Origin of the sequence: Enterococcus sp. AZ194 (assembly GCF_051713825.1) — a bacterium.
Lineage (GTDB): Bacteria > Bacillota > Bacilli > Lactobacillales > Enterococcaceae > Enterococcus_K.
Genome location: NZ_JBIOQR010000003.1, coordinates 1 through 16,306, shown reverse-complemented (window position 1 = coordinate 16,306; position 16,306 = coordinate 1). Strand labels below are relative to the sequence as shown.

At 36.9% G+C, this 16,306-nt stretch carries 16 protein-coding genes; 12 read left to right on the top strand and 4 right to left on the bottom strand.

All coding sequences use genetic code 11. The features are described from left to right. The first annotated feature begins 301 nt into the window (after window positions 1–301). Window positions 302–2,053 carry a sensor histidine kinase gene (locus tag IGI37_RS19260; RefSeq protein ID WP_438763821.1) on the top strand — a complete coding sequence of 584 codons (1,752 nt, stop codon included), beginning with the start codon at window positions 302–304 and terminating at the stop codon, window positions 2,051–2,053. Further along, the gene (locus IGI37_RS19255) at window positions 2,050–2,649 is read left to right on the top strand and encodes a response regulator transcription factor (RefSeq protein WP_438763820.1); all 600 of its coding nucleotides are present in this window, start codon (window positions 2,050–2,052) and stop codon (window positions 2,647–2,649) included. The genes IGI37_RS19260 and IGI37_RS19255 overlap by 4 nt, the downstream gene beginning before the upstream one ends. A 49-nt stretch (window positions 2,650–2,698) precedes the next feature. Here IGI37_RS19255 and IGI37_RS19250 read toward each other — a convergent pair whose 3' ends face one another. The 3 genes from IGI37_RS19250 to IGI37_RS19240 all read right to left on the bottom strand — a co-directional run bounded on the left by IGI37_RS19250 (window position 2,699) and on the right by IGI37_RS19240 (window position 4,868). Next, window positions 2,699–3,472, bottom strand: coding sequence for an ABC transporter permease (locus IGI37_RS19250; protein ID WP_438763819.1), 774 nt, complete (start codon window positions 3,470–3,472; stop codon window positions 2,699–2,701). After that, window positions 3,447–4,361 carry an ABC transporter ATP-binding protein gene (locus IGI37_RS19245; RefSeq protein ID WP_438763818.1) on the bottom strand — a complete coding sequence of 305 codons (915 nt, stop codon included), beginning with the start codon at window positions 4,359–4,361 and terminating at the stop codon, window positions 3,447–3,449. Before IGI37_RS19245 ends, IGI37_RS19250 begins: the two co-directional genes overlap by 26 nt. Before the next feature lie 309 nt (window positions 4,362–4,670). Further along, on the bottom strand, window positions 4,671–4,868 hold the full coding sequence (locus tag IGI37_RS19240; protein WP_438763817.1) for a hypothetical protein: 198 nt from the start codon (window positions 4,866–4,868) through the stop codon (window positions 4,671–4,673). Window positions 4,869–5,814: 946 nt separating this feature from the next. Between IGI37_RS19240 and IGI37_RS19235 the strand changes: the two genes are divergently transcribed. The 3 genes from IGI37_RS19235 to IGI37_RS19225 all read left to right on the top strand — a co-directional run bounded on the left by IGI37_RS19235 (window position 5,815) and on the right by IGI37_RS19225 (window position 7,287). Continuing rightward, window positions 5,815–6,216, top strand: coding sequence for a DUF4809 family protein (locus IGI37_RS19235; RefSeq protein WP_438763816.1), 402 nt, complete (start codon window positions 5,815–5,817; stop codon window positions 6,214–6,216). Continuing rightward, a complete protein-coding gene (locus IGI37_RS19230) occupies window positions 6,209–6,541 on the top strand; it encodes a nitrous oxide-stimulated promoter family protein (RefSeq protein ID WP_438763815.1) in 333 nt (110 codons plus the stop codon). Before IGI37_RS19235 ends, IGI37_RS19230 begins: the two co-directional genes overlap by 8 nt. A 320-nt stretch (window positions 6,542–6,861) precedes the next feature. After that, complete coding sequence (locus IGI37_RS19225) at window positions 6,862–7,287, top strand: hypothetical protein (protein WP_438763814.1); 426 nt, start codon at window positions 6,862–6,864, stop codon at window positions 7,285–7,287. 126 nt (window positions 7,288–7,413) lie between these two features. Here the strand turns inward: IGI37_RS19225 and IGI37_RS19220 are convergent, their stop codons facing one another. Then, a complete protein-coding gene (locus tag IGI37_RS19220; RefSeq protein WP_438763822.1) occupies window positions 7,414–8,391 on the bottom strand; it encodes an acyltransferase family protein in 978 nt (325 codons plus the stop codon). Between the two features lie 127 nt (window positions 8,392–8,518). Between IGI37_RS19220 and IGI37_RS19215 the strand changes: the two genes are divergently transcribed. The 7 genes from IGI37_RS19215 (at window position 8,519) to IGI37_RS19185 (ending at window position 16,133) form a co-directional block, all read left to right on the top strand. Beyond that, the gene (locus IGI37_RS19215) at window positions 8,519–9,394 is read left to right on the top strand and encodes an alpha/beta hydrolase fold domain-containing protein (RefSeq protein WP_438763813.1); all 876 of its coding nucleotides are present in this window, start codon (window positions 8,519–8,521) and stop codon (window positions 9,392–9,394) included. A 255-nt stretch (window positions 9,395–9,649) separates the two neighbouring features. Further along, window positions 9,650–11,686: a penicillin-binding protein PBP4(5) gene (pbp4, locus tag IGI37_RS19210; protein ID WP_438763812.1), complete on the top strand. Its 2,037-nt coding sequence runs from the start codon at window positions 9,650–9,652 to the stop codon at window positions 11,684–11,686. Window positions 11,687–11,802: 116 nt separating this feature from the next. Further along, on the top strand, window positions 11,803–12,546 hold the full coding sequence (locus IGI37_RS19205; RefSeq protein ID WP_438763811.1) for an alpha/beta hydrolase: 744 nt from the start codon (window positions 11,803–11,805) through the stop codon (window positions 12,544–12,546). A gap of 226 nt (window positions 12,547–12,772) precedes the next feature. Continuing rightward, window positions 12,773–13,720: a helix-turn-helix domain-containing protein gene (locus IGI37_RS19200; protein ID WP_438763810.1), complete on the top strand. Its 948-nt coding sequence runs from the start codon at window positions 12,773–12,775 to the stop codon at window positions 13,718–13,720. A 321-nt stretch (window positions 13,721–14,041) separates the two neighbouring features. Continuing rightward, window positions 14,042–14,242 carry a hypothetical protein gene (locus IGI37_RS19195; protein ID WP_438763809.1) on the top strand — a complete coding sequence of 67 codons (201 nt, stop codon included), beginning with the start codon at window positions 14,042–14,044 and terminating at the stop codon, window positions 14,240–14,242. A 123-nt stretch (window positions 14,243–14,365) separates the two neighbouring features. Next, complete coding sequence (locus IGI37_RS19190; RefSeq protein WP_438763808.1) at window positions 14,366–15,613, top strand: MFS transporter; 1,248 nt, start codon at window positions 14,366–14,368, stop codon at window positions 15,611–15,613. Further along, window positions 15,606–16,133, top strand: coding sequence for a GNAT family N-acetyltransferase (locus IGI37_RS19185; RefSeq protein WP_438763807.1), 528 nt, complete (start codon window positions 15,606–15,608; stop codon window positions 16,131–16,133). Before IGI37_RS19190 ends, IGI37_RS19185 begins: the two co-directional genes overlap by 8 nt. Window positions 16,134–16,306 lie beyond the last annotated feature (173 nt).

The window sequence follows — 16,306 nt, the reverse complement described above, 5'->3', positions numbered from 1 at the left end:
CTTTCGTGTTTCTTGTCATTTTCGTGGATTCCCTCTTATTGCTGTAAAACACAACGAAGTATGAGTTGATGTTGCACAGTACCTACTCGGTGCTGTAAAACACAACGAAGTATGAGTTGATGTTGCACAGTACCTACTCGGTTCTCGGAGCTAAACACTTCTGTCCCAACCTCTCACTCCTAATTTCTAAAATCCTTGACCTCTACTAAAAGATTGACTCTCTGACTGATGCCGGTCTATCCCAAACAGCATAGACAACTACGCTCTGCTTCCTTATAATGAGAGAAAAAGGGGGAGTGGAATGAAACAAGAAAAACTAGCGTCTATAGTTGCTTATCCGATTGGTTTCCTACTGATTGTACTGACGCTTTTTATTAAGAATGCAAATGAAATAGAATTTGCCAGTCATCTTGGCTTAGCGATTTTACTCATCGGCTGCGCCTATATCGTGTGTTTTGTATTTCAGGAGCATGTCTATCAAAGTTTTAGTTATATCCTCTTATCAATGGCTGGATATTTTATATCGGTTGAAACCTATCCATTGATTGCGCCGTTGTGTTTAATTCCTATCTATCTTCTTTTTTTGCGTTTGTTTGTGCCAAAGAGTCGCACCGTTATCTATGCGAATTTTGCGATTTTATGTTTGGTAGTTACTTACATGTTACATATTCCCGTGGTGTCTTTATATAGTGCTTGTGTGCTCACGCTCTACGCGCATCAACACCAGCCAAAGAAAATCTTTTTGCGCATTCTAATTCCAAGTTTCCCAGTGATTTTTATTGAATGCTTTCAAATAGCTAGCGCACTGACGCCTATGATTTTGCCGACACAATCCTATAATTACACGTTCAACTATACGTCTGCTTATTATATATTAGTTGTTTGTCTGGTTCTTTACCAACCAATCAAAACAACACTCTATCGGCCAACCCTTTTTGTGTTGTCTATAGTTGGTCTGACCGTGATAGGCTCATTGGCTGAGTTCATTTTGTTCTTCAATCAACTGATAACTTGGTACCTAGGCGTTAGTCTCGCAGTCTATAGTGGGTTATTCTGCTTACAATTTATTCTAATGAGGCGAGCGGCGTCTCAAGAAGAAATTTTGGCAACATTTCAGCAATCGAGTAAAAGCTGGTTGCCTAAACAGAGAATTTTTTACGGATTAAAGAATGATATCGAAGGGTTCAAACGTCAAATTGCGACAGAAGTGCAGACTTCTTTATCTTATGATGCGCTCGTGTTTGGCGAGGTTGAGACGGCTGATTTTACCTTGGTGATAACAGAGGGCCAACAGACGTTAAGCTTCATTTCATCTGAGCCCTTTTCTCGCAACGTGTCAGCCTATCGAGTAATTGGGAAAGCTATTTTTAAAATGCTCGATGATTTTCCTAATTATGTCGACGCGTTAGAGCAGTACAATGTGAATGAACATTCAAGTTCTTTCTTGGAACAAATGAATTTCAGAAAAGAGCTGTCGTATTATTTGCATGATGATGTGTTGCAGGATTTATTAGCTGCTAACAACATGATTGCCAATTTACAAACAGAGCAAGTAGCGATGAGAGAGTTAATTTATGGCACACTTTCAGGCTTAAATGACTCGATTCGCAATCAAATGCATGAGTTGTTCCCATCTTCCTTAGGGGATTTGTCTTTTGAGCAAAACATTGCAGTCCTTGTGGAGCAGATGAACCGACGATTTATTGATGTGCCAACGATTCGGATTCAACAAACGATTGATAAGGAGCTGCCAGAAGATGTGGCCTATTTTTTCTATTTGAGTATTCAGGAATTGTTAAATAATGCTTGTAAACATGCGCACGCATCGATGGTCATTATCTATCTGAAACAAACATCAAATACGTATTATTTAGAGGTTCAAGACGATGGTGATGCACTGCCAACACACTTCCTAGATGCAAAAACGTCTAAGCATTTAGGTTGGACCAGAATCCAACAACATATTGATGAATTTCATGGTACCTTTGCTATCGAAGTGTTACCAAAAGGGAAAAAATTTATTATTCAGATACCAAGAAGGAGAGATTTATGAATATAGTCATGGTGGATGACCACGAATTATTTGCAAAAAGTATCGAATTTATCTTGAGTGGGCTAGCAAAAACCTTTACTTACTGCTCCCATGAAGAAGAGATTATCCAGTTTGTAAAACAGCGACCTTGTGATTTAGTTTTTATGGATATTCATTTAAAAGATAAGAATGGCCTAGAAATTGGAGCTGAGCTTTTGAAGGAGTTACCTGATCTGAAGTTGGTCTTTTTATCGGGGTATGATTTGGCTGAGTATCATAATCAGGCGATAGGCTTAGGGGCAAAGGGGTTTTTAAACAAAAACACAGCGCCAGATGAATTTATTGATAAGATTAGTCGAATTAAAGAAGGCGAAACGATTTTTCCGAAAAATGAGCATGAGTACACAGATCAGCTGACAGATCGTGAAAAAGAGATTCTTCAAGCGGCGGCAAGTGGTTTAACGCAACAAGAGATTGCCGATACGCTTTTTATTAGTCGCCGCACCGTCAATAATCATTTACAAGCAATCAATGAAAAACTGAGTGTTAATTCAACTATTTCTGCGATTGTTCGAGGCATAGAGCTCGGTCTAGTGACCCTTGCGAATAACCGGTAAAAAATAGAGGAAGCACATCATCTTTTACGAATGTGCTTCCTCTTTTCTCTTATGAAATAATCGGTTTGACTGTTGCTTGTGTTGAACGCGCTTTTTGGATGAGTAGAGAAAGAACGATACAAGCGATACTAAAGCCAATCACAATCAAGATAGAGCCCAGATTGTTTTCAAGTGATTCTCCAAGAACCCAAGTATTAATCAAGGCAGTAGATAAATGTACCACAGGATTCACAACTTCTAAGATATTTCGTAAGTTGTCTGGGAACATGGCGATGGGAATAGCTAGCCCTCCTGCAAACATTTGTAACATGAAGATCCCAAGGCCAACACCTGAGAAAGTGGTGGCTTTTTTGACGATCGCAGATAACAACATAGTAAGGGCAAACTGAAAGAGATGGGCAACAACCAAGATAACTAGGCAAGGAACTAAATTGTTTAAGGGTAAGTTGATGCCATCAAAAACCACACAAAATGTTAAAAATAGGGTGATAAGAACAATTTCCATTGCAAGTAAGCATAAGAAAAGAGAAACGGCATAGTTCATTTTGCTGACGCCCATTAAGCGGAATTTGATTAAGTTGCCTGATTCCTCGGCGCTGACCAATAACATGCCGAAGATATTCATCACAGCGTTTAAGATAATAATTAACAAGTAGTTTGGTACCAAATATTGGATCATTGCTTTACTATCTGGTCCTGTATTAAACAGCGTACTGAAGACAACATAGAAACCAATTGGCATTAAGAAGGCGAAAATGATTCCTGTATTGTCACTGATAATTCGTTTCATACTATATTTAATTAGCGCGATTGTTTTTTTCATGGTTAAGCTCTCCCTTTTCTCCTAATGTGTAGCCAATGGTTTTTAAAAATGCTTCTTCAAAGCTATGATCTTTTAATTGAATATCAAATCCGCCACAAGTAACGATGGCTCCGTAGACTTCTTTTTCCTCTGTTTTTGCATAATGTAAGGATACTTTGTTGCCGCTAGTTGTATGCTCATATGGGAAGTGTTCGTAGTCGAAGTTTGAGTCCATTAAGAACATAGCACTTCTCTTATCATCAAAGGCTTCCTTCACGATGTCTTCGACGGTTCCTTCTTTAATAATGCGTCCTTCCTCCATAACAAGCACACGATCCGCCAAGTATTCGACTTCATCTAAGAAATGACTGGTAAGGACCATGGTAATCTTTCGTTCTTCCTTAATTTTTTTCAATAAATCCCAGATCATTCGTCTTGCGACACTATCCAGTCCAGTGGTAATTTCATCAAAAATGATGAGTTTTGGTTGGCCAATCACAGCGAGTAAAATCGAGACTTTTTGTTTTTCGCCACCAGATAGTTTGTCTAAATGAGCATTTTTTAGTTTCTGAATTTGAAACAGGTCCAATAGCTCATCAACGGTTTCATCCGATTCGTATAAAGCGATGTAAAGTTCGATGATTTCTTTGACCTTAATCCCTTTTTCAAAGATAGAGGTTTGCATTTGGACATGGACATTTTTCGCTAATTCACTTTTATCGAAGTTATAAGTGATGTTCCCTTCGCAAGGAACTAAGTCAACGATTGCTTTAATGAGGGTACTTTTTCCCGCACCATTGTGTCCGACGATGGAAACAATTTCGTTTTCGTTTAGTGAAAAACTCACATTATTTAAGGCGTTTCTGTTTTGGTTTTTATAACGTAAGTAAAGGCTATTACATGTTAGCATAAGTATTCGCTCCTTTTGTTCTTGTGTTTTCTTCTTGAGTACATCATATCATCTGACCTATCTGTACACATGAGTAATTTGTGCAATGTTTTTATTGGAAGCCTCATTTTTATTTTGTCTGGCGCGTGCAGGAGAGTTCAAATGAGTTTTTTTCCTATATATGGTCTTTTTAGATGACATTTTTTTGGCACTAACGCTCTAAAAAAAGCAGCTACACACAAAAAAAGAGCCCGACTGTTATTCTCCTATAAGAGAAGAATAGCGTGGACTCTTTTTTTCCTGTTGTTGTTATCTATATATGAAACGTGTTTAGTAGTAACGTCTAGAGCGTCCGCGTCCTGTAATTACTCGCACAATCCAAACAGCAATTGCGACGGGGATGAAAATTCGAATTGCTAACCAAAACAATCCGCTTAACAGACCTAGAACGGCGCTTAGGATAATTCCACCGCCGATAAAAAGGGCAACAATGGTTAGGATTGCAAAAAGTGGATTATTATTTCTCATAGGAACTTCCTTCTTTCTTGTTTTCTATATACGTAGTTTATCAAACAAAAATGAGCTTTACGTCAACCTTAAGACTGATTTTTTGCTACGACTTAATTCAGAGGCTCTTCATTTCAGCGCTGTGTATAACTAAATAACATAAATTTCCAGTAAGTACGGTGAATAGGATAGAGTGATACACAATTATCCACAGACTTAAGAGAATAGATGGGATGAAAAAAATTAAAATGAATAAAGTTATCCACTGTGGATAAATATTCTTTATTTGAATCCAGACAAAAAAAGAGTAAAAATCGAGAGTGATTCGCTCTTTTTTTGTCTATTTTCATGTTATTTTTATGAAATTAATTACTAGTTATCCACAACTCGTGGATAACTAGAATTGAATTTTCATTGGGGATATAAATTAGATCATTTGTTAAAAATGGTGAAATAAATGAATTCTTGTGAGTTGTTTAAATAGATCGAATTAAAAAATCTAGAATATCAAAAGTACAACAATTCCCTATTTTATTTTACTAAATGTTATATAATTGATATTTTTTTAAGCTGTTAAGACAAAATATAGCGTCGATAATCCTTGCGAAGCTATTTCTTAAATATGTTATTTAATTATATCTATCAAATAGGGCATGTTTTCTGAAAATTAGCAAGGGATTGTGAGGTGGAAAAAATTTGTTACGATAAATCCCTAATAAGTGGCTATAAATAGGCTGATTTACTGGGGATACTATCCAGTTTATTATTTTTCGGGTGCTCAATAGCTGACTTTCTAAATACTCTGATGATAAAAAATGATGGGAATTTTTGTTTTTTTAAGAAAAATTATGTTTTTGCTTATAATGAATAAATATTCATTATTTTTGAATAACAAAAAAATAGTGAAAGACCTAATAAATAGGATTATAATAAGAGTGACAAGTGAAAAAAATAGGAGGAAAACGCGATGAAAGCAACCATTATGAGCGAAGATTTTTTAACTGAAGGAGGGTGTAATGCCTGTGCTCCAGTTCGTAGTATTACCTATTTAGTGGAATTTTCTGAAGGTCGAGAACAAACAATTGAGAATTTAGACGTTGAATCACTTGTGATGCTTTTTGCATTAAAGGCAGGTTGGAAACAAGAAATGATTATGACGGATGATTTTGAAGATGCAATTCGGTTTAAAAAAGATCAGAAAAAAGTGATTTTGACAGAGGATTATCGTTCATTGACCTATAGTTCAGAATCAACAACGATTAAAGCACTGAAAAAAATTGATGATCACGCACAGCTTACAGAAAAAACCAATGAGATTTTACAAACTTTATTTGGATTGGAACCAGTCGAGTTTGAATTCAATGTCTAGAAAAGCGCCTAGAAAAAGAAATGAAGGACCGATTATTCGTGAAGAGATGAAGTTAGTTAGCTGCATGATTGAGCTTTATTATAAGCATAACAAAGGAGATGTTCCAGAGAACCGAATGGCGAGTTATGCAGAGCAGCGATTGCTTTTTTGTCAGTTTGGAGAAGAGAAGACAACCTGTCAGAAGTGTCCAGTCCATTGTTATCAGGAAGTCTATCGGACACAAATGAAACAGATTATGCGTTACTCAGGTCCGCGAATGTTACTCGTTCATCCGATTCTTACCTTGAGACATGGATTTCGAGGACTTACTAGAACGTTGTCATAAGGATTTCTAGATAACGAAGGTCTGCCAGAGAAAACAGGATTCCACGATCTTGCTTGAATAGGATGTTGAATCTGGATTTTATTTCGTGTAGTACCACGAAAATTTAGACGGAAAAATGTTACACGTGAAACTTTTTTAGAAAATAGGATACAAAAATAATTATAAAACAGTACAGATACCCTGATTTCCCTAAGTTTTTAGGGATCAAGTGGATTTGTACTTTTTTCTTTTTCTTAAAAAAAATTGTTTGTTTTGACGAATAAGTTTCGTTACTACTAATAGAAGGAACAAAACAAATTTATTTGTAGAGGAGAAAAAGAATGAGCCAATCAAGAATTACGACCAAACAACTGTTTCAAGAGAATCTCAGGGATTTGGAGAAGAAAATTTTCCGACATTATATGAAGGATGGATTAGTAGACGTTGCTTTACAACAGCATCGATGTTTGCAGATTCGTTGTGCGTATAGAGAAGAACCATTTCGAGAGCTACTGGGGGAGACCTTGATTCGCGGGATTTATTTGAATGGGTATCGACCGAATGATCATTATTGGTTGGCAAAAATGTATCCTTACTTTAGACATTATTTTACAGAAGAGGAGCATAAAAAGATTATTCATCGATTTGATATCAAAATAAGTTATCAATTGAGGTTAAAAGGGGAGTTTATGGTCGATATGGAGGCTTTGATAGAGAGTGAAGCGATTCGAGCAGCGACATTTACGTTCTTAATGGATCCCGACTGATGAAACGAGTTATAGGTGGTCTATTCAACGTATCGTATTTGAGAGCTGGATAACATGATTCAATCACGCACCACAAAAAAACAGGTTCGGCGAATTCAAATCGCTGCACCTGTTTTTGTGGGTCGCTTACTTTTTCTCTTTTTTTGGTGGCATAATTGTTAGGATGATTTTAGCTAAAATTTTTCTGACCACGGTGACGACCTTTTGTTTGGAGAGAACGTGAGTGGCGAGTAGAGAAGCCGTTAACAATAGCCCAAAATGGAGCCAAGGATTTTTGATGCCTTGTGCCAAATAAAGCACGGGGCCAATGAAATAAATGTGCAATAGGTAGACAGATAACGTGTTTGCCCCCCAAGGAGTATAAAAATGTTTTTTCTTTTTGACTAACGAAAGAAAGACAAACACAAAACCAAAACCAATCAAATATTCAATAATATCGAGAAGAATGTTTTGGTAAAAGGGTAATTCGAAAAAGCTAAACGGCCGATCTCCCCATAAAATCTCGGGTGGAAAATCTAATTGTGTCCACGCGACAGCTAGGAGGACACCTAATAATATGATGACTAGACTCACTAGCTTACGCCCTTTTAATTGGCGAATTTTTTCTACGGAGGTCTCTTTGAGAAAGTAGCCTGCTAGAAAATAGGGTGAAAAGCTGAGTGTCCGCGCAAGTGCCATAAAGGTTCCAAACTCAGTCACAAACCCAGCCAGTATTCCAGCAATCAAGCTGAGCGCAAAGACGTGCCGCACACGAATCAAGTCAGGCAATAACAAGCGCCAAATAAACATGGTATAAAAGTACCAAAGTGTCCATCCAGGGTTTAAGATGGTAAAAGAATCAATGTTGCCGGAGAGTAAAAGACCGGCACTAAGAATCGAATTTAGTAAAAGAAATGGAATCAGAAAATTGGTTACAGCCGTTTTTCGCCCTTTATTTAAATTTTTAGAAAAGTAGCCAGAAATAAAAACAAAAACCGGCATGTGGAACAAATAAATAAAGGTATAGAGAGTTTCTATTATAGGATTATCTAATCTGAAATATTCTAAAGCGTGGCCCAAAACGACTAGAAAAATTAGAATACCTTTGATATTATCGAACAAAATGCTTCGATTTGCTTGATGGGAGATGAGTCGTCACTCCTTTTTTATAGTGGTAGTGGCAGTTTAACACATTTTTGTAGTGAATGGATAGGAATACATGATATAGTTACATAAAAGAGGGGAGGCACTTATGCGATATTCAGCTAATTTTGTCAAACAGGTATTTAAAATTGTTAATATGAAGAAGCTGGTAGGAAAAGCGATGGTTTCACCACCTAAACGACGAAACATAACAAAAAAACAGCTGGAAAGAACGGATTTGGAGATTGTCTACCAAACCATGGGAGACAGAGAGCTGTTAACATTGCTACCAGAAAAGCCGACCCAAAAGCACGTCTTTTATTTGCACGGAGGGGGGTATTCTTTAGAAGCCTCTCCTTTTCATAAAGATATTCAAGAGCGTTTTGCAAAAAAATTCAATCTTAAGGTGAGTTATTTTGACTATCCATTGGCGCCAGAGAATACCGCCAAAGAAACAATTGAAACAACAGAGGAAGCTTTTGAACGATTACAAGCGCTCTATTGTGATGATGTCTTTTATTTGTTTGGAGATTCCGCAGGTGGTGGACTGGCGATGGCTTTGGCTCAGCGTTTACGGGATAAAGAAGTAAAAAGAAGACCACGAAGGATGGCGTTGGTTTCCCCTTGGTTGGATGTTGCAATTAGTGATCCTCGCTCTGAAGAATTACAGGCGGAGGATGTCCTACTTGAAAAAGAGCTACTAGCAGAGGCGGGCAAAAATTACGCGGGAGAGTGGGCATTGGATGATCCGAGAGTTTCGCCGATTTATGGTAGCTTCGATTTTCTAGGGTATCTCCTAGTGATTGCTGGGACGGCAGAAATTTTGTATCCAGATGTGTTGCGGTTGCAGCAGAAAGTTCAGCAGTCAACAGGAACCAACCTTCAAGCAACGATTGTACCGGATATGATGCACGATTTTGTCGTGTATCCGTTAAGAGAGTCCTTACAATATATCGATCAAATCGGGCATTTTTTTCAGGCTTAGTTTGGCGTATAGGTGCGGCTAGAAAAGTGAAAAGGAAGAGTGGAATCGAGGGTCATAAGAGGCCCTTTTTTCTTTCGGGTGAGGTAGGTCAAGTCTAAAAAAAATGGTAGTCCTTAAGAAATGATTAGGGAAAAGTGTTTCGGCTTTTAAAGACGACCGTTATTCACTAAACTGTTGATAGGAGCTCGAAATCTATAAAATACGACAGAAAATCGGTTGGATGAGGGGCGAACAACGGTTGGAAAAGGAGAGGTCATGGAAAGAAAAACAGTAAAAAGAAAACAAAGACGGTCAAAGAAACCATGGGTAATTGGTGGGGTTCTTGTTGTTTTACTAGCAGCAGGTGGAGCTGGTTATATGGTGATGCAAAAAAATCAAGATCAAGAAGCGAGTCAACGGACGATTAAGCAGTTTACCCAAGCAATAGAAAAGGAAGAGTTTGATAAGCTGGAAAAACTAGTTTCAAAGGATACTGAAAAAGAAAGTGGCTATAAGGCAAAAGAAGTCGTTAAAAAATATCAAACCGTTTTTTCGGGTATTTCTGCACAATCAGTCAAAATAACGGATATAAAGACTATCAAAAAAGACCAGACGTATCAATTCACCTATCAGTTACAATTGACGACGCCTTTAGGGAAGATGGCACCACAAAGCTATAAAGGAACGTTAGTGAAAGAAGAGAGTGACTACAAGGTTCAATGGCAGCCAAATCTTATTTTCCCAGAGATGGAGAAAGAGGATAAGGTCAGTTATACTTTAACAGAGGCGGTGCGTGGAGAAATCACTGACCGCAATAATAACAAGCTTGCACAGAATGCCCGGTTAAATCAAGTCGGTGTGGTTCCAAGTTCTTTAGGTGAGGGAAAAGAAAAAGAGAAAAAAATTCAAGCAATCGCCAAAGAGTTTTCTTTGACCGAAAAAGAAATTACGCAAGCGCTTGAACAAGGCTGGGTCCAACCAGACTATTTTGTTCCTTTAAAAATATTGGATACACGTCCGGAATCAATCCCAGAAGGGGCGACGTTACAAGAGGTCACAGCTAGGTATTACCCACTGAAAGAGGCGGCTGCGCATTTGATTGGGTATGTCGGTTCGGTAACTGCAGAGGATTTGGATAAAAATCCTGAATTAGCGGCAGATGGAACGATTGGTCGTTCGGGATTAGAGAGGACATTAGATAAAGAGCTTCGTGGACAAAATGGTGGAAAAATCGCAATTACTTCAAAAGATGGCGAGGAAAAAACGATTTTGCAAGAAGTTGAGAAAAAAGACGGCACAACTGTCCAATTGACGATTGATAAAGAGGTCCAACAGATAGCGTTTGATGAATTGGGCAATGATAAAGGGGCCAATGTTGTAACCCAACCGAAGACAGGTGATTTGTTGGCTGTAACTAGCTCGCCTAGTTTTGATCCGAATGCGATGACCAATGGGATTTCTCAGAAAGACTATGATGCCTATCAAAATGATAAGAATCTGCCGTTTATTAATCGTTTTGCAACAGGTTATGCGCCAGGTTCCACCTTTAAAACGATTACGGCAGGGATTGGCTTGGATGCTCAAACTCTAGATCCTCAGAAAGAACGGACTATTGAGGGCTTAAAATGGCAAAAGGATGCTTCATGGGGCGATTATTTTGTGACTCGAGTGACAGAGACGTCGCCGGTCAATTTATACAGCGCACTAGTCAATTCGGATAATATTTATATGGCTCAAGAAACACTAGAGATGGGCGAAAAGACCTTCCGTGCAGGCTTAGATAAATTTATTTTTGGCGAGGAATTAGATTTGCCAATAGCGATGACGCCAGCTCAAATTTCGAATGAAGGCTCATTTAACTCGGAAATATTATTGGCGGATACAGGTTATGGACAAGGGGAGCTGTTGATGAACCCAATTCAGCAAAGTGCAATGTACTCGGTGTTTGCGAATCAAGGGACCTTGGTCTATCCTAAATTATTGCTGACGAAGGAAACGAAAACAAAAGAGGACGTCCTTAAAGAAGCGAGTGTGAACCAAATTGTTAATGATTTAAAAGCGGTTGTTTCTGACGAGAAGGGAACCGCACATTCTCTAAGTGCGTTGGGTATCCCTTTGGCTGCTAAAACGGGAACTGCAGAGATTAAGACTAAACAAGATACCAAAGGACAAGAAAACAGCTTTTTGCTTGCGTTTAACCCGGATACAGCTGGTTACTTATATGTGAGTTTGTTAGAGGATCGAAAAGAAAATGACTCAACAACTAATCGGTCAGGGGAGCTACTATCTTACTTGAATGAACATTATAAATAAGAGGTACGGGCGATGAAACAAAAGAGATTTTCAATTGTGCGTAAAGTTGCTCAAATGTTAGTCGATAAAGTAGGTAATAGGCATATGTGAGCAACCAAAAGTTTGGGAGTGAAAAGATGGAGCAACAGAGGAAGAAAAGGTCACTAGGTAAAAAGATAGGTATGGGCCTGCTGGTTCTTCTGGTTGTGGTGGTAGGTAGTGTGGGTATTTATCTAAAAGTAGCTACCTACCAAGCAACGGATGAGGCCTTGGAAGTTAGTCAGGCTGCCCGCGATGAAGCTACCTATACCGTCTATTCAAGTGGGGAAAACCAATCTGTGGGGTTAATTTTTTACCCAGGGGCATTGGTGGTGCCAGAGAGTTATAGCTTGTGGGCAGCTCAAGTGGCAGAAGCGGGTTATGATGTTTATGTGGTGCATTTCCCACTAAACTTAGCAGTCCTCTCACCAAATAGTGCAGAAAAAATCATCAAAAAATATCCTGATAAAAAATTTGTATTGGCAGGGCACTCACTAGGTGGCGTCATGGCGAGTCGTTATGCAGCAGCAAATCCAGATTCGATTGCCGGAATGCTCTTTTTAGCTAGTTATCCTGATGAGAAAGGATCGTTGAAAAATACCAACTTTCCGGTTCTATCGATGACAGCAACCAATGATGGTGTGTTGAACAAAGACAATTACGAGCAGGCCAAACAATATCTCCCTACGACAACCGAGTATCTTTCTATTGAAGGAGGCAATCACGCGGGTTTCGGTAGTTATGGTGCGCAAAAAGGAGATAAAGAGTCCACCATTTCAAACGCTCAACAACAAGAAAAAATTAGTCAGGCGATCAGTCAGTGGCTGAAAATGATTAAGTAGGAGAGCGAACTGTTCAACGTGGTTAGTGAACAGAATGGCAGTAGTAAGGAAACGTCATAATTATATAAAAAGCTAGAGGATGAGAATAACCCGAGATTTTGGGGCGCTCATCCTTTTTGGGTTATCTCTGGTTATTTTGTGAGAATAGATGGTCAATAGTAGAAGAAAATGAGATAATATAGTCAGATAGAAATTATGAATGAAGTTGGTGAACTGGGGGAAGTCCATGTCTATTTTAAAAACGGAGTTAGGGAAAAAAATTCGATTATATAGAGAAACGTTAGGTTTGACGAGAGAAGAGTTTTGTTTGGATCAAGTGGAGCTAACTGTCCGCCAATTGCAGCGGATAGAATCAGGCGTGTCATTACCCACATTGCCTAAAATCGAGTTTATTGCTAAAACACTAAAAATTAGTATCTCAAATTTATTAGATGAACAGTCATTTCAGTTACCTAATGAGTATCTGAAACTAAAAAGGTCATTATTAAAGTTCTATACCTATAGAGACGCGAATAGAAGAGAACAGAAAGAAAAAATTTTTGATGAAATTTATGAAAAATACTATGAACTATTACCTGAAGAAGAACAGCTATCAGTGGATGTTCAACGTTCGAGTATGGATGTTAAGCATGCTGACAACGCTGCATTTGGAGAGGGAATATTATCAGATTATTTTTACCAGATAACCATTAAAAAAAATTACTCAGAGAACGACTTACATATTTTATATTTATATTTTAACTGTCAGTTTTATACAATGAATGACAGTGATACATTTGACAGTTTGGTAAGTATGATGATAGAGTCGGTTGACTATACTTCAACAGATGAACTATTTTTACTCTCAAGAATACTTATTACGGTAATTTGCATTTTTGAATTACACCATAAATATGGGGAGTTTCCCAAGATTTTAAATATCTTAAGAATTATTATGGATACCACAAAAGACTACAATAGAAAGCCAGTTGTAGATATGCTTGAAGGGAAATATTATTTATTTCATGAACAAAGGGTAATTGAAGCAGAGGAACGATATATGGAAGCTTCCCAACTAGCAGCATTATTAAGAGAAGAGCTTCTTTCTAGTAAAATAAAGGCTGAATTTCAAAAGGACTTAGAAGCCTATCAGTCCAAATCGAAAGTAAGGGATTTTAGTTTAGAAAGTTCTTGAAAAATAGTTGAAGGACAGAAAATCTAAAAAGGATGGACTGTTGCACTTGGTCAAAAAAATGCTTGAGAGTTTTTCGAAAGCAAAATTGAATAACAAATCAGCTCCGGATAAGATGAGAACTTATCTGGGGCTTTTACTATATAAAAAATTTTCAAAAGTAAAGAGACATTCGTGTCCTGTTCGATAGTTTTGTTATCGGGTAAAGTATGGTTAATAAATGATAAGAAATAAGAAAGGAAAAAAATATGAGACTAGTAGAGCTAATAATATCTATTTTAAACTTTTGGTATGAAGAATAATTATAATCTGAAAGAAAACCGTATGATTGAGATTCAAGTAACTAAAGAAAGTATTCCAACGAATAAAGTGAGCATTAAAAATAATACTGATACTCAGAAGATGGTCCAACTGATTGAAGATGAAAAATTACTAAAAATTATTTTTTTAGATGCGCATGAAATTAAAAGTTTTTTGTTTGATAACTTGGACATTGATAGGCTCCAGATTAAAGAAATTATTTAAGGAGAAAAATATGAAATCGACAATAAATGGTATAAAAGTAGCTCAGCGAAAAATCAAATATAGGCAGTATAAGTTTTTAGAAAGTAAAATAAGCGGAATTTTAGTAAAGGTTGGAATAAGATTATGAGTATCAAAAAAAATAAGGACTTTATGATTTTATTTTTAGGGAGGCTGATAGCGAATTTTTCAGATAGTCTTTATGCGGTGGCTACGACGTTATTAGTCTATCACATGACTAACTCGACATTATATTCAGGAATAGCATTGTTCCTGACTTCCGCAACGGCCATTATTCAGATTCTTTTAAATCCATTATTGGATAAACTAAATATAAAAAAATTCCTGATCCTATCGCAAATGCTGCAAGCCGTATTACTGTTATTGATTCCTAGCTTATATTATATAGGACGTTTAACCGTTACCAGTATTCTGATAATCATGCCAATTATTACTTTAATCAATCAGCTTGTTTATCCAAGCCAAATTAGTTTGTTGCCCAAACTAGTAAAAAAGGAGGAGTTGTTACAAGCAAACAGTCTATTTACATTGGCCTATCAAGGAAGTGACACTTTTTTTAATGCAATATCGGGTGTTTTGATTTCATTTCTCGGCATTTATTCTCTCTATTATATTAGTAGTACAACCTTTCTGATTAATGGTATCCTGTTTATCTTTTTATCAAAAACAGTTGTCAATCAGCAATCCGCAACGGGTAAAGCAAAACTATCCATACATAAATACAAAGAAGATTCAAAAGAAATTATTGACGTGCTAAAAGGGGGAACAATTGCGCCGGTGTTGGCTGGATTCATTCTTATCAATATGTTAGTAACGGCTATCTATACGAACTTGCCAGCATTTGCTATCAGTGACTTGCAATATAGTTTGTTTTTATCTGCATCAGGCTTAGGGATTTTATTGGGGATTTTTCTGGTAAATACACCATTTATAAAACAGTTAGATTTTAGCAAACTGTATCCTATTTCTTGTCTGTTTATGACGGTTTCATGGGGAGCTAGTTGTTATAGCAATTTTATGGGAGTGCCTTATTTATCCGTGCTTTTATTTTTTATTGGATTTGTTCCAATCGGTGTGATTAATGTATCCGCGCAGATGATTTTACAAACGGTCTCTCCTAAAGAAATCGTAGGAAAAGTAGTGAGTTATGCAGTCGGTCTGGCAACCTGCTTATCTCCTCTGGGTGCGGTAATTGGAGGAATTACAGGGGTGTATTTGGATGCGGTCCAGTCAATCTCTACATTTTCGGTTTGTATTTTAATTGTCGGAATCTATTGGGCGAAACAAAATGCATTAAAGCAATTACTATCTTTAAAAAAAATAACAGAGTTGGAAGGTGAACAAAATGGTTAAACGAATTGATAAGAATTTAGTCTTAGAAGAAGTAAGTATAAAGGATTTTAAATTTATGAAGAGAATGTATCAGGATATGGATTTTCAAACAGTTGCATTAACAGAAGAAAACTTTGAAATTCAAGATGATAATATTTCTAGAACTATTGATTATTTTAGAAATACAGATAATTTGATGTTCATTATAAAATATAAGGGAGTTTCTGTCGGATTTACTATGTTTTATGACTATGATAGCTTGAATAAAAAAACGAAATTTGGGATTGCTCTGGAGAAAAAGTATCAAGACAATATTATTGCGATGAGAGTATTTACAAAAATGCAGAAAATAGCATTTGAAGAATTGAACTTAAAGCAAATGAGTAGTGAAGTGATTGATATTAACATAAAAATGTTGTCAATAATTAGAAGACTAGATTACTTTTTAGAGGATATAAAAGTTAATGCAGTGAAAAAGGGAGAAAATTATTATAATCTAAATTTATTTACGACAATTAATAAAGGTTATATTAATTTATAAAAACATTTTCAAGGAAGTAGAAAGAGCGGATATATAGGGAGGATTATTAGAAATTAAAGTAATCAAATAAGCCTTACTAGGTATGAAAAAAAAGCGAGAAGAAGGTGAATGCATATGAAAAAGACACTAGAGATTAAAGTAATCAAATAAGCCTTACTAAGTACGAAAAAAGT

Bases quoted from the DNA above. Each gene is read 5' to 3' on its own strand.
- IGI37_RS19200 (WP_438763810.1), top strand. From the start codon at position 12,773: ATGTCTATTTTAAAAACGGAGTTAGGGAAAAAAATTCGATTATATAGA.
- IGI37_RS19250 (WP_438763819.1), bottom strand. From the start codon at position 3,472: ATGAAAAAAACAATCGCGCTAATTAAATATAGTATGAAACGAATTATC.
- IGI37_RS19190 (WP_438763808.1), top strand. From the start codon at position 14,366: ATGAGTATCAAAAAAAATAAGGACTTTATGATTTTATTTTTAGGGAGG.
- IGI37_RS19240 (WP_438763817.1), bottom strand. From the start codon at position 4,868: ATGAGAAATAATAATCCACTTTTTGCAATCCTAACCATTGTTGCCCTT.
- IGI37_RS19225 (WP_438763814.1), top strand. From the start codon at position 6,862: ATGAGCCAATCAAGAATTACGACCAAACAACTGTTTCAAGAGAATCTC.
- IGI37_RS19230 (WP_438763815.1), top strand. From the start codon at position 6,209: ATGTCTAGAAAAGCGCCTAGAAAAAGAAATGAAGGACCGATTATTCGT.
- IGI37_RS19245 (WP_438763818.1), bottom strand. From the start codon at position 4,361: ATGCTAACATGTAATAGCCTTTACTTACGTTATAAAAACCAAAACAGA.
- IGI37_RS19185 (WP_438763807.1), top strand. From the start codon at position 15,606: ATGGTTAAACGAATTGATAAGAATTTAGTCTTAGAAGAAGTAAGTATA.
- IGI37_RS19255 (WP_438763820.1), top strand. From the start codon at position 2,050: ATGAATATAGTCATGGTGGATGACCACGAATTATTTGCAAAAAGTATC.
- IGI37_RS19215 (WP_438763813.1), top strand. From the start codon at position 8,519: ATGCGATATTCAGCTAATTTTGTCAAACAGGTATTTAAAATTGTTAAT.
- IGI37_RS19235 (WP_438763816.1), top strand. From the start codon at position 5,815: ATGAAAGCAACCATTATGAGCGAAGATTTTTTAACTGAAGGAGGGTGT.
- IGI37_RS19260 (WP_438763821.1), top strand. From the start codon at position 302: ATGAAACAAGAAAAACTAGCGTCTATAGTTGCTTATCCGATTGGTTTC.
- IGI37_RS19205 (WP_438763811.1), top strand. From the start codon at position 11,803: ATGGAGCAACAGAGGAAGAAAAGGTCACTAGGTAAAAAGATAGGTATG.
- IGI37_RS19195 (WP_438763809.1), top strand. From the start codon at position 14,042: ATGATTGAGATTCAAGTAACTAAAGAAAGTATTCCAACGAATAAAGTG.
- pbp4 (WP_438763812.1), top strand. From the start codon at position 9,650: ATGGAAAGAAAAACAGTAAAAAGAAAACAAAGACGGTCAAAGAAACCA.